At 38.3% G+C, this 26258-nt stretch carries 23 protein-coding genes; 1 reads left to right on the top strand and 22 read right to left on the bottom strand.

The window, feature by feature from the left end:
* Nucleotides 1–34 precede the first annotated feature (34 nt).
* From M1R56_RS00555 to M1R56_RS00515, 9 genes are all read right to left on the bottom strand, one after another.
* Nucleotides 35–658: a TipC family immunity protein gene (locus M1R56_RS00555; protein ID WP_248034196.1), complete on the bottom strand. Its 624-nt coding sequence runs from the start codon at nucleotides 656–658 to the stop codon at nucleotides 35–37.
* A 372-nt stretch (nucleotides 659–1030) separates the two neighbouring features.
* Nucleotides 1031–1753 (bottom strand): TipC family immunity protein, encoded by a 723-nt coding sequence (locus tag M1R56_RS00550; RefSeq protein WP_248034195.1) that lies wholly within the window; start codon nucleotides 1751–1753, stop codon nucleotides 1031–1033.
* Nucleotides 1754–1839: 86 nt separating this feature from the next.
* Entirely contained in the window at nucleotides 1840–2562 is a 723-nt protein-coding gene (locus tag M1R56_RS00545) for a TipC family immunity protein (RefSeq protein WP_248034194.1), read from the bottom strand.
* 264 nt (nucleotides 2563–2826) lie between these two features.
* Nucleotides 2827–3585, bottom strand: coding sequence for an ABC transporter ATP-binding protein (locus tag M1R56_RS00540; RefSeq protein WP_049530442.1), 759 nt, complete (start codon nucleotides 3583–3585; stop codon nucleotides 2827–2829).
* The gene (locus M1R56_RS00535; RefSeq protein ID WP_223140889.1) at nucleotides 3582–4448 is read right to left on the bottom strand and encodes an ABC transporter permease; all 867 of its coding nucleotides are present in this window, start codon (nucleotides 4446–4448) and stop codon (nucleotides 3582–3584) included. Before M1R56_RS00535 ends, M1R56_RS00540 begins: the two co-directional genes overlap by 4 nt.
* 61 nt (nucleotides 4449–4509) lie before the next feature.
* On the bottom strand, nucleotides 4510–5511 hold the full coding sequence (trpX, locus tag M1R56_RS00530; protein ID WP_248034193.1) for a tryptophan ABC transporter substrate-binding protein: 1002 nt from the start codon (nucleotides 5509–5511) through the stop codon (nucleotides 4510–4512).
* Nucleotides 5512–5946: 435 nt separating this feature from the next.
* Entirely contained in the window at nucleotides 5947–8772 is a 2826-nt protein-coding gene (ppc, locus tag M1R56_RS00525) for a phosphoenolpyruvate carboxylase (RefSeq protein ID WP_248034192.1), read from the bottom strand.
* Between the two features lie 25 nt (nucleotides 8773–8797).
* Nucleotides 8798–10009, bottom strand: coding sequence for an FtsW/RodA/SpoVE family cell cycle protein (locus tag M1R56_RS00520; RefSeq protein WP_075231639.1), 1212 nt, complete (start codon nucleotides 10007–10009; stop codon nucleotides 8798–8800).
* A gap of 160 nt (nucleotides 10010–10169) precedes the next feature.
* Nucleotides 10170–12866 carry an SEC10/PgrA surface exclusion domain-containing protein gene (locus tag M1R56_RS00515; RefSeq protein ID WP_248034191.1) on the bottom strand — a complete coding sequence of 899 codons (2697 nt, stop codon included), beginning with the start codon at nucleotides 12864–12866 and terminating at the stop codon, nucleotides 10170–10172.
* Between the two features lie 139 nt (nucleotides 12867–13005).
* Between M1R56_RS00515 and M1R56_RS00510 the strand changes: the two genes are divergently transcribed.
* Nucleotides 13006–13344: a helix-turn-helix transcriptional regulator gene (locus M1R56_RS00510; protein WP_153224722.1), complete on the top strand. Its 339-nt coding sequence runs from the start codon at nucleotides 13006–13008 to the stop codon at nucleotides 13342–13344.
* Between the two features lie 47 nt (nucleotides 13345–13391).
* Here M1R56_RS00510 and prsA read toward each other — a convergent pair whose 3' ends face one another.
* The 13 genes from prsA to mutM all read right to left on the bottom strand — a co-directional run bounded on the left by prsA (nucleotide 13392) and on the right by mutM (nucleotide 26247).
* Nucleotides 13392–14333 carry a peptidylprolyl isomerase PrsA gene (prsA, locus tag M1R56_RS00505; protein ID WP_000728085.1) on the bottom strand — a complete coding sequence of 314 codons (942 nt, stop codon included), beginning with the start codon at nucleotides 14331–14333 and terminating at the stop codon, nucleotides 13392–13394.
* A gap of 74 nt (nucleotides 14334–14407) precedes the next feature.
* Nucleotides 14408–15121: an O-methyltransferase gene (locus M1R56_RS00500; RefSeq protein ID WP_248034190.1), complete on the bottom strand. Its 714-nt coding sequence runs from the start codon at nucleotides 15119–15121 to the stop codon at nucleotides 14408–14410.
* Between the two features lie 5 nt (nucleotides 15122–15126).
* A complete protein-coding gene (gene pepF / locus M1R56_RS00495; protein WP_248034189.1) occupies nucleotides 15127–16929 on the bottom strand; it encodes an oligoendopeptidase F in 1803 nt (600 codons plus the stop codon).
* Nucleotides 16930–16947: 18 nt separating this feature from the next.
* Nucleotides 16948–17904, bottom strand: a complete 957-nt coding sequence (locus tag M1R56_RS00490) for a competence protein CoiA family protein (protein WP_248034188.1) — start codon at nucleotides 17902–17904, stop codon at nucleotides 16948–16950.
* Between the two features lie 96 nt (nucleotides 17905–18000).
* The gene (locus tag M1R56_RS00485) at nucleotides 18001–19149 is read right to left on the bottom strand and encodes a hypothetical protein (RefSeq protein ID WP_248034187.1); all 1149 of its coding nucleotides are present in this window, start codon (nucleotides 19147–19149) and stop codon (nucleotides 18001–18003) included.
* Between the two features lie 203 nt (nucleotides 19150–19352).
* On the bottom strand, nucleotides 19353–20213 hold the full coding sequence (tehB, locus tag M1R56_RS00480) for an SAM-dependent methyltransferase TehB (RefSeq protein WP_248034186.1): 861 nt from the start codon (nucleotides 20211–20213) through the stop codon (nucleotides 19353–19355).
* A 14-nt stretch (nucleotides 20214–20227) separates the two neighbouring features.
* A complete protein-coding gene (gene smpB / locus M1R56_RS00475; RefSeq protein ID WP_153224728.1) occupies nucleotides 20228–20695 on the bottom strand; it encodes an SsrA-binding protein SmpB in 468 nt (155 codons plus the stop codon).
* Nucleotides 20658–23000: a ribonuclease R gene (gene rnr / locus M1R56_RS00470; protein WP_248034185.1), complete on the bottom strand. Its 2343-nt coding sequence runs from the start codon at nucleotides 22998–23000 to the stop codon at nucleotides 20658–20660. Before rnr ends, smpB begins: the two co-directional genes overlap by 38 nt.
* Nucleotides 23001–23209: 209 nt before the next feature.
* Nucleotides 23210–23443, bottom strand: coding sequence for a preprotein translocase subunit SecG (secG, locus tag M1R56_RS00465; protein WP_000282514.1), 234 nt, complete (start codon nucleotides 23441–23443; stop codon nucleotides 23210–23212).
* A gap of 39 nt (nucleotides 23444–23482) precedes the next feature.
* Complete coding sequence (rpmG, locus tag M1R56_RS00460) at nucleotides 23483–23632, bottom strand: 50S ribosomal protein L33 (protein WP_001809104.1); 150 nt, start codon at nucleotides 23630–23632, stop codon at nucleotides 23483–23485.
* Nucleotides 23632–24831 carry a multidrug efflux MFS transporter gene (locus M1R56_RS00455; protein ID WP_248034184.1) on the bottom strand — a complete coding sequence of 400 codons (1200 nt, stop codon included), beginning with the start codon at nucleotides 24829–24831 and terminating at the stop codon, nucleotides 23632–23634. Before M1R56_RS00455 ends, rpmG begins: the two co-directional genes overlap by 1 nt.
* Nucleotides 24818–25423 (bottom strand): dephospho-CoA kinase, encoded by a 606-nt coding sequence (coaE, locus tag M1R56_RS00450; RefSeq protein ID WP_248034183.1) that lies wholly within the window; start codon nucleotides 25421–25423, stop codon nucleotides 24818–24820. Before coaE ends, M1R56_RS00455 begins: the two co-directional genes overlap by 14 nt.
* On the bottom strand, nucleotides 25423–26247 hold the full coding sequence (mutM, locus tag M1R56_RS00445) for a DNA-formamidopyrimidine glycosylase (RefSeq protein WP_248034182.1): 825 nt from the start codon (nucleotides 26245–26247) through the stop codon (nucleotides 25423–25425). The genes coaE and mutM overlap by 1 nt, the downstream gene beginning before the upstream one ends.
* Nucleotides 26248–26258 lie beyond the last annotated feature (11 nt).

Below are 26258 nucleotides of genomic sequence, written 5' to 3'. Positions count from 1 at the left end.
TCACCTCATCCGTAAACAGTTTTAGGATTTTTCTTTAATCCAGTATGTATTCGGTAATCATCTTTACATTCCCCCAATTTTCAGCTGAAAATTGACTAGGATAGACGGAAAGCCAGCCTGGAATAATCTTATTTCGTAACAATTCTTCACTTTTAGTAAAGTATGGTGAAAGATCCATTTTTTTATCTTGTGCATACTCCATAATTTGATTAGGTTCTGTCAACCTTTTTTCATCAATAATGCTTAGAGACTGAACCAATTCATCAGATTTGTGATTATACTTATAATATATATCTATAATCACTCCACTACTATGCATGAATCGGAAATTTATAGACATTTCTCCACTATCTAGTTTACCATCTGGATAATAAAAACTGTACGAAATACTCTCAACCCCTGTAGGTAAAACTTCTGAACGATACTTTTCTATAGTTGAACCGTAAAGTAGACCTCCTGTTTTATTTACTTCCATATCAGGTATTCTATTTAAAGTAGAATTCGTACGTAAAAAAGAAGTTGTGGCATGACGGTACTCGTCATGATAAATTTCTTCAAAAACATTACTATAGCGCGGCTTTAAAAAAATGAAAGTGAGCGGTAGTAGCATGATTACAAATGCCCCTATAGATAAGGTATAAAACATTTTTTTATTCATTTTGCGATCTCTTTCTTGTTAATCAATATAATCTTGCAAATCAGTTTTTTATAAAAAGATTTGAAAAATTCTTATAACTCCTACTACTACATTTTTATCATCTTCTATCATAAAACTTAAAAGAACTCCTTAAACACAAAACCATATTCTCCCTTCAATCAAGTTACATTACTTATCCAATCTATAATTAGCTCCAATAAACTGAATTAGGAATATCCTTCGATATTTTTTCCGTAGAACATGGAAGATAACCATTTACCGTATTTAAACACAAAATTTCGATCATCATCCTAAAATATAGATATAAACATCTTTTTCCAAGTCATACATTTTACACTTGATAGAAAGTACTTTTTACATAAGTAGGACAATCTATTTGGAAACATTCAATGGCACAATCTCTACATCTCCAAGATTATCAACGGAGTAACGTTGACTACCATTTTTAAACCAGCGTTCTAGAACAACATCATAGAGTATGAAGTGGGATTTTTCTTTAATCCAAGCTTCATCAATCCCATGAGGTTTTAAATACTCTAGTACTTCGTTGGGATCTGTTAGCTGAAAACTTGGTAAACCTTTAGTCGAGCTAAAACTATAGGAACTTTTTAAATGTAGCTCTAAATCAGATTCTTTTCCCCTCTTCACTTCTATATTATAACCAATTAACCCGTAAGCTAATGATTGATCAGATTCCGAAATTTCAATAGTTTGTTTGAGCATCTTATCTCTATAATCATAATCAATAAAAAGGTATCTACCATCAGGTAACGCCCGCCTATACTCAATTAGAAATGTTTTTTCAATACCTACATACACTAATATAGTTTCACTCTCAGATAAGCCTGCTTCAGGACTCAGACCAACTATAATATCCTTATCGCGATATGATTGGCCTCCGTCAACGGCTTTACTAAAATCAGCAAGTCCAGGTAAAATACCACTATGGGTTTCTGCATAGTTCATTTCTAAAAAGACATTACTTAAAGATTCATACACTCTCTTATAATAATTCTTTTGATAGACACGATCTAGACTAAACAAAGTTAGAAAACCTACTACAGTTATGAGTACGATTTTTAAAAATTTTTTCATTGACTTTTTTCCTTACTTAAATCTTGGATAAACTGATAAGCAACATTATTCTTCTCTTTTAACAGCTCCATTGCTTGGGTATCATCCTATTCAGAAAAACTGAGTGGCACAATCTCTACATCCCCAAGATTATCAACTGAATAACGTTGACTGCCATTTTTGAACCAACGTGCCAGAACAACATCATAAAGCATGAAGTGGGATTTTTCTTTAATCCAAGCTTCATCAATCCCATAAGGCTTTAAATACTCTAGTTCTTCGTTGGGATTTGTTAGGTAAAAATTGGGTATCGAGTCCCCTGTTTTTGACTGACGTGATAATTCTTTATATGCCTCTAAATCTAGTTTTCCCCCATCCTTGTGTAGTATATTGTAACTAGCTAAGTCATATGCTACCGACCATTTAGAATCTGAGATTTCGACTGATTGGCTGAGTTTCTTATCATTGTAGTCATATTTTATATAAAGATATCTCCCATCAAATAATAGTTGCTGGTATTCAATAATAAAAGTTTCTTCAAAACCTACAATCACTTTTAAACTTTCATTTTCAGACAAGCCTGCATCAAGTCCTATGGGAATTATCCAATCTGGATCTCTAAACGACTGACTTCCGTCAACAGCTTTACTAAAATCAGCAAGTCCAGGTAAAACACCACTATTTATCTCTGCATAGTTCATTTCTAAAAAGACATCACTTAAAGATTCATACACTCTCTTATAATAATTCTTTTGATAGACACGATATAGACCAAACAAAGTTAGAAAAACTACTACAGTTATGAGTACAATTTTTAAAATTTTTTTCATTGACTTTTTCCTTATCTAGAACTTATATAATTTACAAAGTAAAAATACATTTTAGATACCTTATTTTAGAGACAAGATAAAATTTAGACGCAAAACTCTTTTTTATAAGTTTTTTATCTTTAGTAACATTTTCCTTATAATCATTATACTATAAAATCTTAGACGGTGGAATCAAGACCATTTTTAGATAATCTCCCTTTAATACAAAAAACTTAGAAGCAAAAGCCTACTTCTAAGTTTTTTATCTCAATTATTTAAAATCAATTACTCAAACAGTTGATAGTAATCGGAAATTTTCATCTTGGCTTTTTCATCCTTATTCAAATCTTGGATGATTCGCCCTTCTTTCATGACAATGAGGCGATTTCCATACTTGAGAGCATCTTCCATATGGTGGGTAATCATCAAAGCAGTCAGATGGTCCTTACTGACAAAGTCATCTGTCAATTCCATCAAGGCCACACTTGTCTTAGGATCAAGAGCAGCTGTGTGTTCATCCAATAAAAGGAGCTCTGGACGTTTCAAGGTCGCCATCAATAAACTCAAGGCCTGTCTTTGTCCACCTGACAAGAATTCAATCGGTGTATCCAAGTGTTTCTCTAGCCCATTTCCAACCTTCTCAATAGTTGCTTGAAATTCTTCCTTGTAAGCTGAGAGTCTTCTTGGAAAAAGACCACGTTTTTCCCCACGGAACTTAGCAATCAAGAGATTTTCTGCAACGGTCATACGTGGAGCTGTCCCCATCTTAGGATCTTGGAAGACACGAGAGAGGTACTTAGCACGCTTTTCAGGGCTGAAATGAGTCACATCCTCACCCATGATGCGGATACTACCACTAGTCAATGGCAGAGTCCCTGCAATGCTATTAAAGAGGGTTGATTTCCCTGCACCATTTCCACCCAAGATTGTAATAAAGTCATGTTCATAAATATCAAGTGAAACATCGTTTAGAATAATCTTTTCTTCGTCAAAGCCATTTGTCACAATTTTTGTGGCATTTCTTAATTCTACAATTGCTGTCATTTGCTTAACTTGACTCCTTTCAAGTATTTATCCTTAAGGGTTGGAATTACCAAGCAAGTTGCTAGGATAAGGGCACTGTACAAACGGAGGTAGCTAGTGTTAAAGCCGAGAGCAATGACTCCCCATACCAAGAATTGATAGCTGATGGAACCAACTACAATAGTAACCAAGCGTTCTGCTAAGGTAAGACTCTTAAAGAGAACCTCACCGATAATCAAGCTGGCAAGACCAACAACGATAACACCGATACCACGAGAGACATCCGCATAACCTTCTTGTTGAGCGATAAGTGCGCCAGCAAGGGCAATGACACCATTTGATAAAACCAGACCCATCAACTCCATACGTCCTGTATTGATACCAAAACTACGAGCCATGTCTGGATTATCCCCTGTAGCGATATAGGCCTGTCCAAGTTTGGTATCTAGGAAGAAAAGCATGAGAAGGATAACCAAAGTCACAAAGATTAAACCTGTTAGTAATTGATTAACCTCTGATGAGAATGGAAGAACATCTTGGATTTGCTTGGTATTTAAGAGTCCAAGGTTAGCCCGTCCCATAATCATGAGCATGATAGAATGACAAGAAGTCATGACTAAAATTCCTGATAAAAGAGTTGGAATTTTCCCTTTGGTATATAATAACCCCGCTGCTAAACCAGCAAGACACCCTGCTCCTACAGCCGCTAAAGTCGCAAGAAAAGGATTAACTCCTTGGGTAATTAGAGTAACTGCTACAGCTCCTCCCAAGGGGAAAGAGCCCTCCGTTGTCATATCTGGAAAGTTCAGGATACGAAAGGTCATAAAGATTCCTAAACCTAGGATAGCCCAGACCAATCCCTGTGAAATAATTGATATTAGCATGTTTGATACGTTTCCTTTATTCTAAAAATTGGAGGAGATGTCTCCAACTCCTCCTTCATTCTTATTCGATTACTTGACCTGCTTCTTTGAGAACTGATTCAGGAATAATGATTCCAAGTTCTTGAGCAACTTTTTTGTTGATCACTGATTTACCAGTTGAGAAGACATTAACTGGTGTATCTGCAGGTTTTTCACCCTTCAAGACTTTGGCAATCATTTTCCCAGTAGCAACACCAAGATCGTGTTGGTCAACAACGACTGATGCCAAACCTCCAGCTTCTACCATGGCAGTCGCACTTGGATAGATTGGTTTTTTAGCTGTTTGATTGCTTGAAACAACAGTTGAGAATGCAGATGCGATTGTGTTATCGATTGGAACCCAGATTGCATCAACTTTGCCAGTCATCACGTTTACTGTTGAAGCAATTTCGTTCGTTGATGGAACTGCGAATGTTTCTACTTTCAAACCAGCTTTTTCTGCGTAAGCTTTAAACTCTTCGACTTGTGATTTTGAGTTATCTTCGCTACTTGAGTAAAGAGCTCCAACTGTCTTGACATCAGGAGTCAATGTTTTAATCAATTCAACCTGTTGTTGAGCAGGGTTATGGTCAGATACCCCTGTGATGTTTCCACCTGGTTTTTCCAAGTTTTGTACAAGGTTAGCACCAATTGGGTCTGTGATAGCTGCCATGATAACAGGAAGGTCTTTTGTTGCACTTGCAAGACCTTGAGCTGCTGGTGTTGCAATACCGACAACGACATCATTTCCATTTGCCACCAACTGCTTACTCATTGTCGCAACCTTACTTTGGTCACCTTCTGAGTTCATAAAGTCGATTTTAACTTGGTCACCTTTATAGCCTTCTTCAGCAAGTCCATCTTGGATACCTTGGTAAATCAAGTCGAGTGATGGGTGGCTTACAAACTGAAGAACACCAACCTTAGCTGTTTTATTAGCTGTCTCAGTTTTAGTTTCTTGTTTCGTTAAACTAGAATATACCAAGCTTCCACCAACTACAAGTGCTAATACTACGATAATACCGAGTAGACGTTTGTTTTTCATAATTTTCTCCTTATTTCTTCTTAACTTATTATTTTTTTATTCAATCACTTATTCAAGCGACGCCATCGTTTGATTTCCATAATTTTTTCCTCCCCATAGAAAAAGTCCTCACACAAAAAACTTGTGTGAGGACGTCGATGCGCGGTGCCACCTCAATTATAGGAACTAGTCCTATCGCTCTTACTCGCTAAAACGAGTTGCACTGTAAGGTGTGCTCACCGAATTCTTATGATTTCAAATTCTTAATAACATTCAGCCCAATTTTCATCACTTCCACCTATCTGTTTCCACCAACCACAGACTCTCTAAAAAATTTCAATGATTACTTTCTGAATGCTTAAATTATATCATTTTACTAAAACTTGTCAAGGGTTTTCATAAAATATTTTAAATATTAACAAAAATCCCCACGTTTTTTATAAAATCTAACTTGTATCAACCTGAATTACGTAATCCTGTAGCAATTCCGTTGATAGTTGTATGGATTAATCTTTCTTCATCTGAAGATAACTCACCACGGCGTTGACGCTTAATCAATTCCAACTGAATATAGTTAAGGATATTGAAATAAGGCATGCGGTAGTTGAGACTGTCTTTCAAATAGGTATTTTCTGCCAAGAGCTCCTCATGGCCTTCAATAGCCAAGATAACGTCCTTAGTCAACTGCCATTCATCTAAAATGGTATAGTAAATTGCTTGTACTTCTTCACTTTCACACAGTTTAGCGTATTCAAAGGCAATGTTCATATTTGATTTTGACAAGACCATATCGACATTGGATAGGAGTGATTGGAAGAATGGCCAGTTTTGATACATTTCACGAAGGAATTCAATATTTTTAGGATCTTGATCGATAAATTCCTTAAAGCTTGAACCAACTCCATACCAACCTGGGAACATGACACGACTTTGTGACCATGAGAATACCCAAGGAATAGCACGTAGACCACCGATTTCGGTAATTGTTTTACGAGCTGCTGGACGAGAACCAATATTGAAACTTGAAATAGCCTTGATTGGACTAGATTCAAAGAAATAATCATAGAAATGTTCATTTCCAAATACAAGTTCACGATAAATATCGTAGCTACGTTCTACTACTTGATCCATGATTGCTTCATAACGATTTGACGTATTGGTATCACTCTTCTTCTTGGTAATCATACGGTTGATAGCTGCTGAAACCAACATTTCAAGGTTATAGTAGGCTGCATCCTTGTTTCCGTATTTGTTGCCGATAACTTCTCCTTGCTCTGTCAATCGAATACGATCCTTAATTGACTTGAGCGGTTGAGAAGCAATGGCATCATAAGTAGGACCACCACCACGGCCAACGGTACCACCACGACCATGGAAGAAGGTTACTTTGACTCCAAATTCGTCACCAATAGCAGTCAATTGTTGTTGTGCCTTATAGAGTGTCCAACAAGATGATAGATAACCGCCATCCTTGTTACTATCAGAGTAGCCAAGCATGATTTCTTGGTAATTGTTTTTAGAAGCAATCCATTTCTTAGCAAGTGGTAGAGAGAAATACTTTCTCATAGTTTCTTCAGAATGATCCAAGTCTTCGATTGTTTCAAAGAGTGGTACAATCTGAACACGCGCTTTTTCAGCATCCACAAGACCGACTTCTTTGAGCATAATAGCCAACTCAAGCATATCTGACACACTTGTTGCATGTGAGATAATCGTTTGACGAATGACATCTTCTCCTAAACGATCTTTTAATTCACGTGCTGTTTGGAAAATAGCCAGTTCTTTTTCGAGAAGTTCAGACTTCTCAGCATGAGTTGCAGACAAGATTCGAGGATCTTCTAATAATTCATGCAAAAGCAAGTCACATTTTTCATCTTCTGATAAATCACTATAGTGGTCATTGATTCCAGCAGATTCCAATAATTCTGCTACACAGGCTTCGTGGACGCTTGAATCTTGACGCATGTCGATGGAAGCCAAGAAGAAACCAAAGACTTCTACAGCTTCTAAAAGTTCTGCAAATTCACCTGTGAGTAAGGCCTCTGCCTTATTTTCAAGTAATGAGTCCTTAATAATGTATAGATCTTGCTTAAACTCTTCAACTGTTTCGTAAAATGGTGGACGATCTTCAGCTAGCTCTTGAATAGCTCCTGAAAGTCGATTACTAATATAGTCTGTAATCACTCCTTGTTGATGTCCTTGAGTACCTAGAAGACGTTCAACAGGATGACGTTCATCAGCTGACGAGCCAACAACAGACCATTCTTTTAAATTCAAGAGAGTTTGAATCAATTTGGATTGAATCAAATGAAAGGCACGACGATAGGGTTCTTTCTCACGAAAGACTGATGTATCACCAGACTGAGCAGCCATTTCTTCAACAGCTTTACTAGTTTTTGATAAATTCGTTGAAAGAGAGAAGGTACGATACAGACTAGAAATCTTACTGATATAATAGTTCAAAACCACTTCACTTTGAATGGTAGCAGAACGCAGAAGTGTCTCAGCAGTTACAAATGGATTTCCATCACGGTCTCCGCCGATCCACATTCCCATAGTAATTGGTTTGGCTTGTTTAAGATCAATTCCTTGCTCTTTTGCTAGACGTTTGTACTCTAGCATCAAGTTAGGGACAGCCTGTAGGAAGGAACTATTGTAGTACTCCATCACATTGGTGATTTCGTTGGTTACTTTTAGTTTCTTCTCACGAATCATATCTGTCTGCATGATAATCTCAATATAGCGACGAAGATCATTATGCCATTTTTCCTTGTTAATGAGTCCCATTCTAACGTCACGATATTTACGTAAAAGGGTATGGATATGAGTGGTCAAATCCAACATACTCTTACGTTGAACCTGAGTTGGATGGGCTGTCAAAACTGGTACCACATTCAAGTGTTCAAGAATCTCGGCAGCATTTTCTTTTTCAGCCACCATTTTAATAGTTGTTGACAATTTACCCAAATAGTCTTGATCAACATTATTTAGGTGGTTAATCTCATAAGCCAAGTCAACATCTTCAGAGATGTTAATTAAAAGAGGCAAAATAGAGAAGTATCTAGAAATGTAGACCATCTCATCATTTGAAAGCCCTGTTACTACTTTATCTAGCCCTTGATAGTCTGCTGCAGTCGAAAGTTCTTTTAACTGCATGATTTTATCAAAGGTCTCTGGTGCAAGCATGTTTCTTGTAATATCTTCGAGCATTTCTGTCAAGATTTGCACTTCTTCTTGTACGACCGTTTTGTTACTATAATTTTCTAACTTTTGAAGAGACATTTTTTTCTCCTTGTTATATTATGTCTTAGAGTTGCGCTTCTAATTCGCGATAGAGTTTGGCACGTTTTTCACTGGCATCAATATTCAACACAAAAGCGATGGCTACTGATAGCACCAAGAGACTATTTCCTCCTTGCGATAGGAAGGGGAAGGTTACCCCTGTTGAAGGGATCAAGCCTGATATACCGCCAATGTTAACGAATACCTGTATCAGAATCATTCCACCAATACCGATTGCCACCATTGAGTTGAAAGGATCTCTCGCTCGAATACCTACCAAAATAATACGAAGAATCAAGAAGAATAGAAGAGCCAAAATAAGACTAGCTCCTACAAATCCAAACTCCTCTATCACAATCGAAAAGACAAAGTCTGTATGGGCTTCTGGTAGATAACCTCGTTTTTCAATGGAATTTCCTAAACCAAGACCAAACCAGCCACCATTAACCATTGCATAATAAGAATTAGCTAACTGATGTCCAGATCCTGCTAGGTCATTAAAGGGGTTGAAAAAAGCACTGAAACGCTTGGCAACATAACCAAAGACAGGAATCTTAGAGAATTTTTCAACACCGATAAAGCGAATGGCTGTTAAGGAAATCATAGAGACACCAGCTAGTAAGCCCAGAATAGTTGAGAACCAGCGATAGGCAATCCCACTAATGGTATACATGAGTAAGGATACTAAAATCAAAATGGTTGCATTTCCAAGGTCAGGGAAGATTGCCAAACTACCAATCATGACCAAGAGGACAAAACGCCAATCATTAAAGGCTCTTGGCAACCACTGATTGAGGGTTAAAACTTGGAAGTCATAAACTGCTATCTCATCTTGTTGTTTTGAAAAACGCTGAGCCAAGTACCAAATGATAATAATCTTTAGATACTCTGCTGGTTGAATCGTGATGGGACCAACCTTGATCCAGCCATATGCTCCATTGATGGGACTACCTATTAACCGTGCCAGAGCTAGGAGTATCAACTCGACAAACATAACGATAAAGAGCAACCGCTCATTACGAAGAAATCCTAATTTTAATTTATAGATTAAGGCTATTAAGAATAAACTGGCTATCCAAAAAATCCCCTGATTTCGCACTAGATATAATGCACTTTTCCCCTCCTGAATAAGGGTCGCACTAGTTGTCGAATAAACTACTATCAATCCTAAAACGGATAACAGTAAATAAGGAATCAAAATGGAATAATTCAGCAGGTGCCTTTTACTTATTTTCATATGTCACCTATCTTTCGGAAAAATATTTTTATTTTCCCTTATTATTTCTAGTTTTACATGCTATTATACCATTTTTTAGCCTAGAAAAAAACTCTTACAGTATAAACATTCGAATTTTACTCAAATATAGCATAAAAAGGGCAGTAACGCCCTTTCTATTTTATCTATATTTTCGTTTTCCAGCTAAAGCAAGTAGTCCAACACTTGCTCCAAGCAATGCTAAAAGTCCTGACTCTTTCGTTCCTGTATTTGGAAGCTGTTTCTTAGGTTCTGCTTTTGCATTTGTAGCTTGTGCAGGCGCTTGATAGGTTTTATCGTCTTTAGTTCCTACAGTAACTTGATCTACTGTGTAATCAACAATATTACCCTTTTCATCCAAAACTGGGACTGGTTGGTAGCCAGCTTTTTCAAGCTCTTTACGTTTTTCTTCTGCAAGTGCAACCAAGCGTTTGGCTTCCGCTTCTTCAAACTTCGCTTTGGCAGTTTCATAAGTAGTCTTAGCTTGACCTGCTGCAAGACTCTTAACTTCATAGTCTACTTTAGCTTCGTTTTGTGCTTTATAAGCATCTTTAAGCTCTGCTTCTGCTTTTTCAAGTTCTGCTTTTACTTCTGCTAAGCGAGTATGCGCACCGTTAAGGTCTGCAAGCTCTTTTTCTGCTTGTTTAACTTCTTCTTGTGCATCTTGAAGGGCTTTCTTAGCAGTGGATACCGCTTGGGCTTTGTTTGAAGCAATAGCTTCAAGCTCTTTCATCTTATCTTCTTCTGCTTTAAGCGCTTCTTGTGCAGTTTGAAGAGCTTTCTCAGCATCTTTAAGAGTTGCTTGTGCATCTTTAAGAGTTTCCTCTTTTGTAGCTTTTGAAGCAGTCAAATTATTGACAAGAGCGTTAGCGTTAGAAAGAGTTACTACTGCCTTATCATGACGGTCTTTTGCTTCATTAAAGGCTTTTTGTGCGTTTGCAAGTGGGTTTTCCCCATTGTTCAAGGCAGACAAAGTAGCTTGAGCGTTTTGAAGAGAAGTCTCTGCATCTGATACCGCTTTGCTTGTTGCTTCAAAAGTGGCTTGTGCATTGTCGCGAGCAGTCATAGCATCAGCAAGAGCTTGACGAGCTTCACTCAATTTACGCTCAATCGCTTCGTTACTAAGTGGGTTAGCAATAGGTGTTTTGTTCCATTTAGTGTCCTTTACTTCTTCATTACGAATAGCAGTTAAGAAGTGAGTAGTATAGAAATCATCAGTCTTACTTTGCGCTACACCACCGAAGTAGATAGTTTCATTTGCGTGAGTAAATTGAAGGATACCCTCTGTATGTCCATAATCACCTTTAGTTGAAACGAGCATTACAAGGTCTTCGTACAACTTCTCTTTCATTTCGCCAAGAGTTTTACGGTAAACCCCATCAGCATCGTCAAAGTTATGGAAGGTATAAGTCGTTACAGTATTTTCATAATACTGTTGACCCTTGCTTTCTTCCTCTGCATCTGTTGTAGGCATACCATATTCTTTGGCAACTTTGTTGATACCGATAGCATAGTGTCCGACACCACCCTTAGAACGATAGTCATCTTTCATTGCTTTAGAGAAGTTAGCTTTCACATACTCTTTAGCAACCTTATCAGCGAATTCAAGAGAAGTTTTTGAAAGAACAACATCTGGGAGTCCAAGTTGGCGACGCATTTGGTTAATAAGGTCAACCACAAAGTAGTTCAACTCATCTTTAATCTCTTGTGGGAGATTGTTGATGTCATAGCGAGTTTCATCTGCTTGGTCGGCTTTGGTTGGAACGTATTTATTGAGTTTCTTGTGTTCTACTTGTGAACCAACGATACGATCATAAATGTCATCGCTCTTAGCGTTACGCTCTTCCTCAGTCATTTCGACACCTGAACGAATTTGACGAAGGAATTCCATTTTATCTTTCACTGCTTGAATGAAAGCTGGTGAAAGAGTGATGATTTGTTTCTTAGAGCTATCTTGAAGAGCATCAAGAGTAGATACCGCTTGGTTATAAGTTGCAAGAGCGTTATCGCGGTTAGTTTTGGCAGTTTTAGCTTCGTTTTCTGTACGCTCTACATCTTGTGTAGCAGTTTTAACAGTGGTTTCTGCTTTCTTGAGTTGGTCAGCAAGTTCACCATCCAACTTCTTAGCTTCATCAAGAGCTGCTTGTGCATCTTCTTGTGCTTGTTTGCTTGCAGCTTCTTCTTCAATCGCTGCGTCTTGCTTTTCTTTAGCATCAGCAAGACCAACACCCTTCAAAGCATCTTCTGCATTTTTAACGGCTACTTTCGCATCAGTAACTCCAGTTTGTGCTTGAGTCACTTCTGCTTGTTTAGTACCAACAGTTTTACCTTGAATAGCTACATTACGGTCTGCATCGTCTTTTTCAGCTTGCGCAGTTGATACCGCTTGTTCAGCAGTTGGAACTTTTGCTTTAGCAGTTTCCACTTTCTTCTCTGCGTTTTGAATCGCTTCTGGTGTTGCTTTGTCAGCAATCTTTTGAGCATCGTCTTTAGCTTGTTTCAAGCTTTCAACTTTCTTCTCTGCTTTATCAGAAGTTTCATTAGCTCGATCCAAAACCTCTTTAGCCTTATCGGCATCTTCTTGAGTTTGTTTAGCAGTAGCACCAAGTTCAGCAACGTCTTCCTTAGTAGGAGTTTTCACTTCCACTTTCTTAGGCGCTTCTTTCTCTACCAAAGCTGGTTCGGTTTTAGCATCAGTAATGTTAAACGCTGGCTCAGTTTGAGCAGTACGAACACCACCTGCATTATCTACATTGGGTTCAGCTACCTCATTTGCACTTACAGTTGTTGCAAGGCACGTTGCTGCTATGGCAGTCAAAGCAATCAATTCTTTTTTCATAGGTTTCCCCTTTTTATTTTTTTATACCTTCATTATACCACAATATACAACTTTTTAAAGTCATTTTATTAAAATGTAACTATTTAAAGTCTAAAAAATGCAGTCGTTTGACTGTATCATGTAAGTAGCGAGGTACTACATGGTCAAAAATAAAAGTAATTTGCAAGACTACATTTCTAAACGCATCCGTTTACTCAGAATAGAAAGAGGATATACCCAAGAACAATTAGAGGAAATGGCTGACTTAGGAACAAATTATGTTTACAAATTAGAAAATCTATCAACAAACTTAAAGATTCAAACTCTAGAAAAAGTCATGGAAGCATTAGAAGTAGATTTAGACACTTTCTTTGATATCCAACTGAAAGAAGAAGACCCCAAAATATCCCGTCTGATTGACGAATTGAAACTTCTTCCTACAGAACAAAGATCTCGTGTACTAGATGCACTACTGCTAATTCTGAAAGAAGTCCAATAGAAAAAAACTATCTACTTTCTAAAAAAGAAAGATAGATAGTTTTTTTATTAGTTTGAGGCGCTACTGCTACTGTCAGAAGTTGTTTCGCCTTTGATGTATTGTGTAAAGATATTTTGGAAGGCCTGATCTTTAACTTTAATGTTGGCATCTTGTAATTCTTTACTAATAACACCTTGAACAAAGGTTGCATCATTTTGTTTTTGAGTCAAAATGATTGTTTTAAGTTTTTCTTTATAATCATCCAAGTTTGAAGATTTTTCTGACTTCTTCGTTAACTTAACAATGTAGAAACTACTTGTATAAGCTTGAGTTCCTGGAGCGGTGATAACATCTGAAATTCCGTTGACATCAAGAGCAAAAGCTGCTTTCTTAACTACATCTGGTAATTCTGTTGATGCAGAGTCAAAAGTAATTTCTCCACCATTTTCTTTTGTCTTTTCGTCTGTAGAATTGTCTTTTGCAAGTTGTGCAAAGTCAGCTCCAGACTCTTTTGCTTTGGCAAGAACTTCCTTAGCCTTATCTTCACTGTCAAGTTTAATAATTTGAGCCGTTACTTCTGGAGTATACTCTTCAAAAGCTTTTTTGTAGTTTTCATCTGTTAATTCAGCTTCAGCAGCTTTCTTAACAGCATACTCAACTAATTTACTTGTACGAATTTGAGCTTTACGGCTTTCTGCAGTCATACCTGAACGGGCGAGAATCGTTTGATAGCTATCACCGTATTTCTTTTGTTCTTCTGCAACTGCATCATCTACTTCTTTATCACTTACTTCTGAACCATATTGTTTTTCAAAAACTTTTTGAATGGTCATATTCAGCAAGACTTGTTGAGCAGTCGCATTATTTTTGACTTCTTCAAAGAATTGATGCTCAGTAATAACATCGCCTTTCATGCTAATCAAGTCAGTTCCTTCAGAACTGTTTGAACAAGCAGCCAAAGTAGCTACTGACAACAATGTGATGGCTCCTGCCATTAGTTTTTTCTTCATGTTTACTCCTTTTGTATACTAAATAAAGGTTTACCTTATCTATTTTACTGAATTGTCTTAAATTTATCTGAAAATCAATCAATCTCGGGTAGTTCAATCTCTGCTGTATTTTTTCTCAGCATGAGAATTCCGTCTCCAAGAGGAACCAAAGTAGCGGTTAATCCTGGATTGTCCAAAGTCGCATCAAAGAGGCGTTGCAAGCCACGATAGATGGTTCTTTGTCCTCGACGAACTTCCATGATATCCTTAGCCACATCCCCACCCTGGAATATATCATCCAAGACTACCACTCCTCCAACTTCCAAACGTTTGAGGATTTCTGGTAGAAAGATGATGTACTTGGATTTAGCAGAATCCATAAATACAAAGTCGTAGGACTCCGTTAAGGTCGAAAGGACATCGACAGCATCGCCTTCTAAAAGGGTAATCTGCTTGCGACTATCAAAGCGAGCAAAATTCTCCTTGGCAAAACCAATCATCTCAGGATTTCGGTCAATAGTGGTAATTTTTGAATTAGGTGAATGCTCTGCCATTAAAAGTGCTGAAAATCCAATAGCCGTCCCGATTTCCAAAATGTTTTTTGGTTGAATGGTTTCCATAAGGAAACAAAAATAAGCGACGGTTTCGTGAGGGATGATAGGGATATTCTCCATGCGAGCAAAGTTTTCTAGTTCTTTTAGGGAACCCGTCACCTGCTTTTGTCTGTGGCGCATGAACTCGACAATCTCATGCTTGACAACAGGACGTCGCATGTTATGATTGGCATTTTTACTATAAGACTTTACCATCTGTCTTATGCCAATCCTAATTTTTCAACAAGAGCTTCAAACTCATCTAAACGACGTTCAAAGACAGCAAAGGCATCGTTGAGGTAGTCTTCCTTCTCCATATCAACGCCTGCTTTTCTCATGACATTAAGTGGATAGTCTGACTTCCCTGCTTTGAGGTAATCGATATAGCGATCACGATCTTCTTGGCTACCATGTACAATCTTTTCAGCCAAGGCTGAAGCTGCTGCAAAGCCTGTTGAATATTGATACACATAGTAGTTGTAGTAGAAATGTGGAATACGAGCCCATTCATATTGAATTTCAGGATTGTCTTCTTTACTCAAACCATAGTAGGCTTCATTCAAGTCGGCATAAAGCTCATTTAAGAATTCACTGGTCAAGACTTCACCATTTTGGTCAGCTTGGTGGATGGCATGCTCAAATTCAGCAAACTGAGTTTGACGGAAGACTGTACCACGGAAGCCATCTAGGAAGTTATTTAAGATTGCAAAGCGAGTTGCATCATCTTGAACTTCTTCTAACAGTTTTTCTGTTAGGATATTCTCATTAGTTGTTGAAGCAATTTCTGCTAAGAAAATCGAATAGTCTCCATAAACATATGACTGGTTTTCACGTGTATAGCTAGAGTGCATACTGTGACCAGTTTCATGGACAAGAGTAAAGAGATTATCTAGGTTGTCCTGCCAGTTAAGAAGCATGAAGGCATTTGTATCGTAGGAACCACCAGAGTATGCACCTGAACGCTTGCCTTGGTTTTCATAAACATCAATCCAACGTTCGTTGAAGGCACGTTTAACTCGGCTCAAGTAATCCTCACCAAGAACTGCCAAAGCTTCTTCTGCCTTCTTCAAGGCCTCCTCATAAGTAAAGCTGTAGTCTACTGAAGAAAGTGGTGTATAGACATCGTACATCTTGAGGTCTGGAATACCCAAGATTTTTGAACGTAGTGCAAGATAACGATGCAAGAGTGGCAAGTGTTTGCGAACTGCTGACACTAAATTGTCATAGACACTTTCTGGTACAAAGTTAGCCGCAAGAGCAGCCTGACGAGCACTCTCATAATTGCGCACTTTAGCACGGTAGTTTTGAACTTTAACATTGGTCTGCAATGTCTTAGCATAGGTGTGTTGGAACTGCTCGTAAGTTGCATAAAGTGCTTCATAGGCACAACGACGTACCTCACGATTTTTTGATTCCATCAAACGTATGTAAGTTCCGTGAGAGAGTTGCACTTCATTGTCTTCGTCATCCAAAACGTAAGGGAAAGTAAGGTCAGCATTGTCTAGGATAGCAAAGGTTTCACTTGCCGACCCAAAGATTTCACTGGCTCCTGCAAGCAATTCTTCTTCACGCTGTGAAAGAACATGATCTTTCTTTTGTAAGAGCTGATCAAAAAAGTGTTTATAGAGCTCAAGTTTAGGTTCAGCAGCCAAGAAAGCAGTCATTTGTTCCTCAGTAATCTCCATAAACTCTGGCTCGTAGAAAGAAAGTGCCTGATCAAGCTGGCTATAAAGCGTCATAGCCTTAGCATAGTATTCTTGATACTTAGCTTCGCGCGTGTCTTGGTCATTTTTCATATGCGCATAGACATAAAGCTTCTCCAACTGGCGTTCTAACTCTAGAGAACGTTCAGTGATTTCAAGCAAGCTCTGAGCGCTGTCTAAAAGATGACCTACATATTGGTCAACTGTTTCCACTTCCTCTGACAGTTGGTTGAGGGCATCTTCCCAAGCCTGATCAGTAGCAAAGATCGTTGATAGATCCCATTTGTCTTTTTCATTTATTTCATTTCGTTGTAATACCATAAGATTCCTCCATCCTTTCTATTTTACCATATTTTTTAAGAAATATTGCTGATAAAAGGCAGGTGGATAGAGCTTTTGTAACTCTGTTTGAGGATTTTTTTGATAATAAATTCGAAAGTTTCGATAATAATCACTAATATCCTGTTTAATTTGACAAAAAGAATCATTTTCTATCGGCCTTACTTGAGGATACCAGTCCTGATTCTTCAGATTCAAAAGGTTCTCCCCTTTCAAGTATGCCTTGGCTTGTTGCTTCATCCAATAAGGAGTTTGATAGTAGAGTTGTTTTTGAATGTAATGGCAAATGTTCTTATCTTGTTCAACCGAAAAAGTGATAAGATTTTGTTGCTGATAAGGAGTCCGTAATATTTCTAGAAGATTTCCTTTGTCATAAGAAAATTCCTTGACTTGATAATGGAGTTTCCCTTTCAAATCTTGGTGTAGTAGGTACTTAAGTCTCAAAACTTGTCTTTTATGGTCTAACTCCCAAAGATAAAAACCCATATTATTACTGAAATAAAGAAAACCTCTCTGAAGTTTAGTTAGACGCTCTCCTAGCCATAGTTTTTCTCCAAGTAACCACAAAACTTGAATCCCGAGACTTCGATAACCATTGCTTCTCTCCCTTAAAAGTTCACAAGAAATGGGACTGCACTGAATTTCTAGAGCTAGTTGCTTATTGATAAAGATATCTGCGATTTGCTTCAGTTCAGGTATGGGATATTCCATCTCAACTTCATCATTCTCCTTAGCCCAATAAAACAATCTTTTCTTGTTTTCCAGATGCTCTGGTCCTTCATTTTCATGGAAAAAATCACATTGTTTGAGACTTTCATGGGCAAAATGCCTTCGCACGTTTTTTCCTTTCCTCAAGCGAACACTTGTTCCACAAGCTGGACAATAATAAGCTTGTTTGACTAGTTCATCCTCCAAGGCATTGACTAGGCGCCCGTTTTTATCTCTAGCTAAAAACATAAAACCTCCTTTTCTACTTTATTCGAAAAGGATAAGAAAAAGGCTGAGAAAAACAGCCTTTTCATAGATTATTTAACGACTTAAGAGAGAGTTTTTTTATCTGCTTTTTCTTTTAAGTTTCTTTTCCAACATCGGAATGATGTTAGAAATCTGATCATTTTTTATGACCAAGACTCCGTATTCATAGCAACGATTGATGTATACTGGATTTATTTTCCCAGAACAAACAATTAGTTTTAGACAACTTTCCCCGGCAAAATGGGTGGCATAAAGTTCTAATTCATTTATAGCCTCTACTGATAAGTCTGTCATTTTACAGGAAATAAAAACAATGGACCTACCTTTACGAAGGACAACATCAATCTCATTTTGTACATTATCAGCCTCAGGGAAAATACCATTCCAATCAATTTCAGCCCCAATCATACATTCATCAAAATACTCTGACTCTAGCGCTAGAAGGTAAAGATAGAGTTCTAAAATATGGCCTTTGCTCCGACAAAGCAGTTGGGCCTCGGGGGTAGAAAAAGTATAACTAACCTGTTTAGAAGTTTCCTCCTCAATATGGAGCAAGTCAGCATCTGTTAATAGGGAAATGATAGATTTAGGGTAAGAATAACGTTTCCCATTATTCTCTAGCTCTTTTCCTGTTTCAGAATGAAGATTACTTGTCCTTGCCGAAGCAAAAAATTGTGTTACTTTTAACCACTCTTCAGGATTTGTAAGGGCAAAATTTGCCAGTTTTTTGATAGCAGCAATCTGTTTAGGTGTATGGAAAGGTTGCTTGGACTTTAGTAGTTTACCACCCCGTAAGGCCATCAACTGTTCAATGGTTAGGTTAGGAATCACTAACTCTTCCTTCTCCACTTTACCCATTTTCCATTTAAATTGTTTTCCTTGCTCAATATCTATTGCAATAATCGGTAATTGCTTTTCCAAACCATACTGATACAGAAAAATAGCTAATATCGAATCTCCTCCAAAAACATCTAAGGTCACTGAATCATAGTTAGTCAAGAAAAGATTCAAATCATCCGTAATCTTATCTAGACTTATTTGCCTAAAATGCACTTGCTTTACATGGGAAACTTGATCCAACAAAAAATGTTTCAAGGCCAATCTTTCATCTTCTGTAATTTTTTTCAGGGAGAGAAATAAAACCTCATCACAATCACAAATAAAAGTCTGATAAACATTTTTCTCGATAGTGTGATGATCAAAAAGTTCGACTAAAAGACTAGGCATGGCGCTACCTCCCTATTAAAAATTTGCTAGTTGTATGGAAAATTTAAAATTTCTTATTATAAACTTCATAGAAATATGGGTTAAGAGATTGTCTTAAGCATTTTCTACACATCTAGTATAGCATAATTCAGTTGATTGGCCCTCAAGTCTTTATATGAAAAAACGAATAGAAGATTTTTCTATCCTCTATTCGTTTTATTAGCTTATTTTACCTTTTTAGCCAACATGGTCGCAAATCGTAGTTGGATACGATTGCCATTTTCGTCACGACGGTGCAAATGACCAGGATTTTCATTGTACTTCACTAACTCCCAGTCCTGGTAGTAATTTGCCAATTCCCCTTCTTTAAAGGTGAATGGGAAGTTCACTGAACATGGATAATCTTCTGTATCCATAGCACACACTATCAAATTGTAACCTCCAATTGAGGTTTGTTCTTGCATGTTTTGGATAATAGCAGGAATACGTTCTGCTTGTAAAAACATGAGCACAACCGTTGATACGATAAAATCATAAGTTTGTCCAATGCTAGCTGAATTGATATCGTAGAGACCTACAGGCATTTCTAAATCTTCTTGCTCTACGATACTTTGCAACATTTCAAGGGATAGCTCATTTTGATCTACAGCTGTGACATCAAATCCATGTTGAGCGAGAAAGAGGGCGTTTCTTCCTTGACCACATCCTAGGTCAAGTGCCTTACATGGCTTCACCGTCTGCATAGCTTCTAAAACCTCCGAATGAACTGGATTGCTATTGTATTTCTTTGGGAAATAATCCTCTGGTTTACAATAAAATTCCAGATACCATTCTACATCATCTGTGGCAGCTTCCACTCTGTGCCAAGCTTGAGGTTGCGCCATAGGATTATCGGCACCTGCTTCAAAGAGGTGCTCAGCTATAACTTCCCCCTCCTCAGTCAATTCAATAAACTTAAGAGCCCCTTTTAATACGGTAATCTTGCCCCAGGTTCCGACCTTAGTATTGTGTTTTCTTTGAACAGCTTCTGGCATGGTGTCTTTATTCCAGACAGGCATGCGTTTATAGGCAACTAGTTTTTCCATTTACTTCACTCTTTCTATCGATGGTTAACTGCTTTCATAACACGCGCAATGTCTCGGTCTTGCTCACGACGTTTAATCGACTCACGTTTATCGTAGTCATGTTTTCCTTTAGCAAGTCCTAAAAGAAGCTTGGCATAGCCGTCTTTGATGTAGACTTTAAGTGGAACCAGAGTCATCCCTGTCCCTTTGGTTTCTTGCTCCAATTTCTGGATTTGTTTTTTATGAAGGAGAAGTTTACGACGACGTTCTGGCTCCTGGTTCCAGATGTTGCCCTCCTCATAAGGAGCGATATGGACATTGCTCAGCCAAACTTCCCCATTCTTAACCTGAGCAAACCCATCTTTCAGATTGATGCGGGCTGCTCGAACACTTTTGATTTCTGTACCAGTGAGGACCATTCCTGCTTCAATGGTATCAACAATTGTATAATCGTGGCTTGCTTTCTTATTTTGTGCGACGACCTTTCCCTCGCCCTTTGCCATGCTTAGCTCCTTTCTTTGCTACTTCCTTATAAAAAGGTTTCTTGCTCTTTTTCTTCTTGTCTTTTGATGAATGCTTGCGCTTATCACTTGAGCGACCAGCTTTTCTCTTGTCTTCTTTCTTATCCGAACGACTACCTCTATCCTTGCGGCCAGAGTCTTTCAAACCTTTCTCAATCACATCAAATTCGCTTGGAATAAAGGAGAAATCAATCTCCCCTGTCATCTTATCGGCTCTTTCGACACGAATGCGTATCTGTTGTCCCACACGGAAGGTTGTCCCTGATTTCTCCCCACGAAGAGTCAAATCACGTTCGTTAAAATGATAGAACTCAGGTAAATTAGTAATGTGAATCAAGCCTTCGACTGTATTTGGCAATTCAACAAAAAGACCAAACTTGACGATACTTGAAACGACTGCATCATACTCTTCACCCACAAACTCTTCCATGTATTCAGCTTTTTTCATGGCTTCAACTTCACGCTCTGCCTCAATAGCTCTGCGCTCACGATTTGAAGACTGGGTCGCAATCTCAGGAATTACTTGTTCAAAATGCTCCGCTACTTCCTTAGAACGTCCATAGTCACGAATCATACGATGAACAAGGAGGTCCGGATAACGGCGAATCGGACTGGTAAAGTGAGTGTAATAGTCCGCAGCTAGTCCATAATGACCGTGATTATGCTCAGAATAACGAGCCTGTTGCATAGAACGCAGAAGCATCATAGAGAGAACATCCGCATAAGGCTCACCTTCAACAGCACGCATGATGTCTTGAAGAGCTTCCTGACTAATCTCACTAGCAGTCCCATAAATTCTCAAGCCAAAACTTGAAGCATAATCAATAAATTTCTGAACTTTCTCAGCTTTAGGCTCCTCGTGAATTCGATAAATAAAAGGAAGTTCCAACTTGCTAAAATGCTCAGCAACTGTTTCATTGGCAATCAGCATAAAGGACTCAATCATACGTTCTGCAGTACCGCGATGACGAAGAACAATATCTACTGGTTTCCCTTGCTTGTCAACCAAGATTTTAGCTTCATTGGTATCAAAATTAAGAGCTCCACGCTTAATCCGCATACCTTCAAGAATTTCATGGAGCTTGGCCATGAGTTCGATGCTAGGAACAATTTTCTTATACTCTTGTCTCTTCTCTTCATCACCTTCTAGGATATCATTCACATCACTATAAGTCATACGGAAACTTGTCTTGATAACTGTCTGCGTAATGGTGTAATTACGAACCCGACCATTTTTGTCAATCTCCATAATAGCAGATTGAGTCAAGCGGTCCACTTGAGGATTAAGAGAACAGATGCCATTTGAAAGGCGTTCTGGTAGCATTGGAACTACTCGGTCTGTCACATAGACAGAGGTCGCTCGATTGAGGGCTTCCTTGTCAAGGGCAGAACCCTCTGTTACATAGTATGAAACATCCGCGATATGAACTCCTAGTTCAAAATTTCCATTCTTCAAGTGCTTGATGTGAACTGCGTCGTCCAAGTCCTTAGCATCTGCTCCATCTATGGTAAATGTAATTTCATCTCTCAGGTCCAGACGGCCTTCCATGTCTTTTTGGGATGGAGCATCAGGTACACTTTCTGCTTCTTTAATAACAGCCTCTGGAAATTCTGAGACAATGTCCATTGATTCCAAGACCTCAAGAACGTCAATTCCTGCATCCGTTGAATGTCCCACAACATCTAAAACACTCGCCACAAAGAAGTCGTGTTTCTTACTTGGGTATTTATCGATAAAGACCTTGAGAACTTCTGTCCCTTCTAGTTTGAGAGATGGCTTTTTCACATAAATCGGTTGACTAATCTTTTGATTTTTAGAACGGATATAACCCGCATACTTTGGTTTCTCTTCATCAAGAATAATTTGCCCAACAACTGTTGTTAAACTGTGCTCTAGGATGTCGATAATCTTTGCTTCTGCAGCAGTTCCTTTGTTACGGTCAGCAACTTTCTTGATGACAACTTCAACAGTATCACCATCAATGGCATAATTAACATCACTTTTTCCAACAAAAAGATCGTCTTCTTCGCCTTCAAGACTTACAAAACCGAACCCATTTTTATGGGCATGGAAAATTCCTTTTAGGGTAATCTCATGTTTTTTCTTCTGTTCTAGGGTTAAACTACCATCTTCTTCAAAGCGAATCTGGTGCTTACGTTCCATCAAGGAAAGAGTTTTGATTAACTCACGGAAGTCCTTTGAACCATCCTTCCCGAGAGCACTGGCCAAGTCATTAACTGTGACACTCCCCTTTTCTTGTAAATATTCTTTTATTTTATCTTTCATGTTTACTTTCTAGATTTATAATATTTTCTTTTTGGTGTAAAACCTTCTCAAACATCATTTAATACTCAATAAAAATCAAAGAGCAAACTAGAAAGCTAGGCGAAGGCAGTACTTGAGTACGACAAGCCGACGCTGACGTGGTTTGAATTTGATTTTTGAAGAGTATAAAAATAAAAATAGGCAAAGATCCAGTCCCGCCCATTATTTTCTTATCTACTTGATAATACCGTCAATGCTAAGGCAATGGCTAGCCAGAAAAAGACTAAAATTCCTGTCAAACGTTGCATCACAGCTTCAAAACCGCGCGCTTTGCTACGTTCAAACAAATCACCTGCACTGGCATCAAATACATTGCTAGATTGGTTTTTAGTTGGTTGCATAAAAATTGCAATCACAATCACAACAGATAATACTAATAGAATGGTTAATAATAGGTTATACATATCAAACTCCTTAAAATCCCTATTATTCTACCATAATTTCTACTTAGATTCAAGATGTAGAGTCACTTTTCTTTCTTTAGGACAATACTTTAAGACCTCAATCTTGTCTGGATGGGTTTTGGAGTTCTTACTGGTTAGATAATTGATGCTGCCACAAGAGGAGCATTTGAGATTGATTTTTACTCGCACTAGATTTCCTTCACTTTTAATAATGTTCTAAATTGGATAAGATTAAATAAACAACTGAGAGCTACACAAAGAGCTGTTGCATAAAATACTGAGTGATAGCCAAATTGTCCCGCTACTACTGATCCTGCTAAGGGACCTATCACTCCTCCTAGATAAAAGAAGACTTGATTAAAGGCAAATACCCTTGAAATGCCAACTTTAGGAGTCATTTTGCTTAGGAGAGCATTGACACCAGGGATCAGAGCTCCTGTCCCCAGACCAAATAGAAAACGATAGAAGCCTAATTGGAATGGGCTAGTCGCATTTGCACATAATAGATATATGAAAACTGAATATACCTGAGCTACGACAAGGAGTCGATGATTGCCCACTTTATCACCTAATTTACCCATGATACCTGCACTCATCATACTTGAAAATCCCATGCTGGATACAATCAAACCAGAGACAAAGAGAAGATTCTCTTTCTGTCCAAGGTCTCGTACATACAGGGCAAGGATGGGACCAATAGATTGGGCAGCAAATTGAATCACAAAGCTAGTTAGAAATAAATTTATCAGGAGAAAAGGATATTTAACAGAAGTAAAGAGCTCTCTTGTAGGGAGTGCTTTTTCTTTTGGCACTGGTTGAAAGTTTTCTTTGATAAAAAGAATGGTTAAGATAGCTGCCAAGAACAGGAAACTACCAACCAATAAAAAGACATTCCGAATGCCAAAAATTTCGGCAATGAAACCACCGACAAAGGGACCAGTCAAAGTTCCAGCGACAACACCAGTTGATAAAGTCCCTAGAGCGTATCCTGACCTATCTTTGGGGACTTGACTAGCAATTAAAGCTGTCGCATTGGGTACAAATCCTGTAAAAACTCCATTAAGAAACCTTAAGAACAAGAGCCAGAAAACATTTGGAACAAAGGCCAGACCTCCCATAGTAATAGTCATGGCTAGCCCTGCACGAATCATCATGGGTTTTCGACCATACTTGTCTGCTAAGATACCCCAAATTGGTGATACAAAGGCTGCAGAAATGGCTGAGACTGATATAGCTAAACCTGAATAAAAGGCAACTTGATCTCCTTCAATTCCTAACTGTTCGACAAAAATAGGCATGAAAGGAACAACGAGAGAAATGCTAGCTCCTGTTAAAAAACAACCAAACCAAACAATACGAAGATTATCCTTCCAACTAATCTCTTGCATGGGCATCGCCTCCTTCAAGTAAGGTCACTACTTGACTCAAAAGCTGCTCTCGACTGCCGTTATTGTCTAATATATAAGTAGCAAATTTCTTCTTTTCTTCTAAAGGCCACTGTGAAGCTAAACGAGTTTCAGCTGACTCTTTGGATAACTGATCACGGTTCATTAAGCGATCCAGCTGGGTATCTCGCCTTACATAAACTAGCCAAGTTTCATCGAACCATGAAGCATAGTCCTGTTCAAAAAGCAATGGAATATCCATAAAAAATAGTTCTTCTGTTTCATTGAACTTATCTTTCAAAACCCTCAATTCTTCACGGATGATTTGTCCTTGAGTTTCTTTAGACCATTCTCTCTCCTCAGAGTTAGAAAAAATCAGACTGGCGAGTAATGGACGATTCAGTTCCCCATCTTCTAGAAGGACTTTTTCACCGAAATGCTCTACTAAAATCTGATAAAGGCGACCATCAGGTTTTTGAAGTTGGTGAACAAGAGCATCCGCATCTACCACTTCAAACCCTTTTTGTCTTAGAAAATTTGTGACAGTGGACTTACCTGACGCAATACCACCAGTGATTCCGATTATTTTTCCCATCACTTTCTCCTTTGACATTTTGGACAAAAATGGGTTCCACGACCACCGAGTTGAATTTTTTCGATGATGGCTCCACAGCGAGAACATGCCTCTCCAGTCTTATCATAGACCTGATGAAAGTCTTGCATGGTCCCATCCTCGCCAAAAGCATTGGTATAGGTGCGAATTGTTGAACCACCCTTTTCAACCGCCTGACCCAATACTTCAATAGTCTGTTCATGAATAGCTGTCGCTTCAGCTCTTGTCAAACTCTGAGAAGGACTAGCTGGATGAACTTTCGCTCTCCAGAGAACTTCATCCACGTAGATATTCCCCAATCCAGCAACCAAAGTCTGATCGAGAAGATGCGATTTGATAGGTTTTTTAGATTTCTTCAAGGCACCTATAAAAATCTCTAAATCAAAATCCTCTTCAGTAGGTTCTGGTCCAAGTTTTTTAGATACAAAGTAAGCATCTAAGAGTTCAGGAACAAGCAATTCCATAGTTCCAAACTTGCGTACATCTTCATAAACTAAAGTGCCACCGTCTTCGAACTGGAAGAAAACATGGGCATGCTTACGTTCAGGAACCTGGTCTGGATAGTAAAAATACTTCCCTTCCATCCGTAGATGGGAAATTAAAACCTTGTCTGTTAGATAGAAAAGCAAATATTTTCCACGGCGCCCCATCGATTGAATCTCTTGACCTGGCACTTCCTTTCGAAACTCGTCCAAATCCGTCTTAATCATCTTGGGATAGCGAATGTCAAGACTAGCAATCTTCTTCCCTAGAATCAATTTTTCAAGACCTCGTCGAACTGTCTCGACCTCAGGTAATTCAGGCATAGCTCCTCCTT

It is taken from the genome of Streptococcus sp. oral taxon 431 (assembly GCF_023115445.1).
In the GTDB taxonomy this organism is placed as follows: Bacteria; Bacillota; Bacilli; order Lactobacillales; family Streptococcaceae; genus Streptococcus.
This window is presented reverse-complemented; position numbering and strand designations above follow the sequence as displayed.

Bases quoted from the DNA above. Each gene is read 5' to 3' on its own strand.
- M1R56_RS00555 (WP_248034196.1), bottom strand. From the start codon at position 658: ATGAATAAAAAAATGTTTTATACCTTATCTATAGGGGCATTTGTAATC.
- M1R56_RS00550 (WP_248034195.1), bottom strand. From the start codon at position 1,753: ATGAAAAAATTTTTAAAAATCGTACTCATAACTGTAGTAGGTTTTCTA.
- M1R56_RS00545 (WP_248034194.1), bottom strand. From the start codon at position 2,562: ATGAAAAAAATTTTAAAAATTGTACTCATAACTGTAGTAGTTTTTCTA.
- M1R56_RS00540 (WP_049530442.1), bottom strand. From the start codon at position 3,585: ATGACAGCAATTGTAGAATTAAGAAATGCCACAAAAATTGTGACAAAT.
- M1R56_RS00535 (WP_223140889.1), bottom strand. From the start codon at position 4,448: ATGCTAATATCAATTATTTCACAGGGATTGGTCTGGGCTATCCTAGGT.
- trpX (WP_248034193.1), bottom strand. From the start codon at position 5,511: ATGAAAAACAAACGTCTACTCGGTATTATCGTAGTATTAGCACTTGTA.
- ppc (WP_248034192.1), bottom strand. From the start codon at position 8,772: ATGTCTCTTCAAAAGTTAGAAAATTATAGTAACAAAACGGTCGTACAA.
- M1R56_RS00520 (WP_075231639.1), bottom strand. From the start codon at position 10,009: ATGAAAATAAGTAAAAGGCACCTGCTGAATTATTCCATTTTGATTCCT.
- M1R56_RS00515 (WP_248034191.1), bottom strand. From the start codon at position 12,866: ATGAAAAAAGAATTGATTGCTTTGACTGCCATAGCAGCAACGTGCCTT.
- M1R56_RS00510 (WP_153224722.1), top strand. From the start codon at position 13,006: ATGGTCAAAAATAAAAGTAATTTGCAAGACTACATTTCTAAACGCATC.
- prsA (WP_000728085.1), bottom strand. From the start codon at position 14,333: ATGAAGAAAAAACTAATGGCAGGAGCCATCACATTGTTGTCAGTAGCT.
- M1R56_RS00500 (WP_248034190.1), bottom strand. From the start codon at position 15,121: ATGGTAAAGTCTTATAGTAAAAATGCCAATCATAACATGCGACGTCCT.
- pepF (WP_248034189.1), bottom strand. From the start codon at position 16,929: ATGGTATTACAACGAAATGAAATAAATGAAAAAGACAAATGGGATCTA.
- M1R56_RS00490 (WP_248034188.1), bottom strand. From the start codon at position 17,904: ATGTTTTTAGCTAGAGATAAAAACGGGCGCCTAGTCAATGCCTTGGAG.
- M1R56_RS00485 (WP_248034187.1), bottom strand. From the start codon at position 19,149: ATGCCTAGTCTTTTAGTCGAACTTTTTGATCATCACACTATCGAGAAA.
- tehB (WP_248034186.1), bottom strand. From the start codon at position 20,213: ATGGAAAAACTAGTTGCCTATAAACGCATGCCTGTCTGGAATAAAGAC.
- smpB (WP_153224728.1), bottom strand. From the start codon at position 20,695: ATGGCAAAGGGCGAGGGAAAGGTCGTCGCACAAAATAAGAAAGCAAGC.
- rnr (WP_248034185.1), bottom strand. From the start codon at position 23,000: ATGAAAGATAAAATAAAAGAATATTTACAAGAAAAGGGGAGTGTCACA.
- secG (WP_000282514.1), bottom strand. From the start codon at position 23,443: ATGTATAACCTATTATTAACCATTCTATTAGTATTATCTGTTGTGATT.
- M1R56_RS00455 (WP_248034184.1), bottom strand. From the start codon at position 24,831: ATGCAAGAGATTAGTTGGAAGGATAATCTTCGTATTGTTTGGTTTGGT.
- coaE (WP_248034183.1), bottom strand. From the start codon at position 25,423: ATGGGAAAAATAATCGGAATCACTGGTGGTATTGCGTCAGGTAAGTCC.
- mutM (WP_248034182.1), bottom strand. From the start codon at position 26,247: ATGCCTGAATTACCTGAGGTCGAGACAGTTCGACGAGGTCTTGAAAAA.